Below are 400 nucleotides of genomic sequence, written 5' to 3' on the forward strand. Positions count from 1 at the left end.
CCAACTACCTGCGCCCCGACGGAAAGCGCGTTCACACGGTTCGCGACGTGATTGCGGAGGTCAATCCCGAAAACGGCCGCGTAGTTGATGAATGGCGCCTCGCCGACATTCTCGACCCCTATCGCGACAACGTATTGAAAGTTCTCGACCAAGGCGCAGTGTGCCTTAACATCGACGCTTCAAAGGCGGGACAAACGCTCTCCGAAGAAGATATCAAGGCGCTCGACAAATCTGAGAAATTCGGCGACATTGTTGGGACAGGCGCAGGACGCAACTGGGCGCACGTTAACTCTGTCGACTATGATCCGGAAGACGATTCGATCATCATTTCGTCGCGCCATCAGTCTGCGATGATCAAAATCGGCCGAGATAAAAAGGTGAAGTGGATCCTGGGTTCTCC

Annotated in this window: 1 protein-coding gene; it reads left to right on the forward strand. The window is 54.5% G+C overall.

Annotation, left to right across the window (positions count from 1 at the left end; genetic code table 11):
- Positions 1-400: aryl-sulfate sulfotransferase (locus tag H6A60_RS12745; RefSeq protein WP_205105232.1), on the forward strand; the 400-nt coding region annotated here is incomplete at both ends.

The organism is Sutterella massiliensis, from assembly GCF_016899755.1.
In the GTDB taxonomy this organism is placed as follows: domain Bacteria; phylum Pseudomonadota; class Gammaproteobacteria; order Burkholderiales; family Burkholderiaceae_F; genus Sutterella; species Sutterella massiliensis.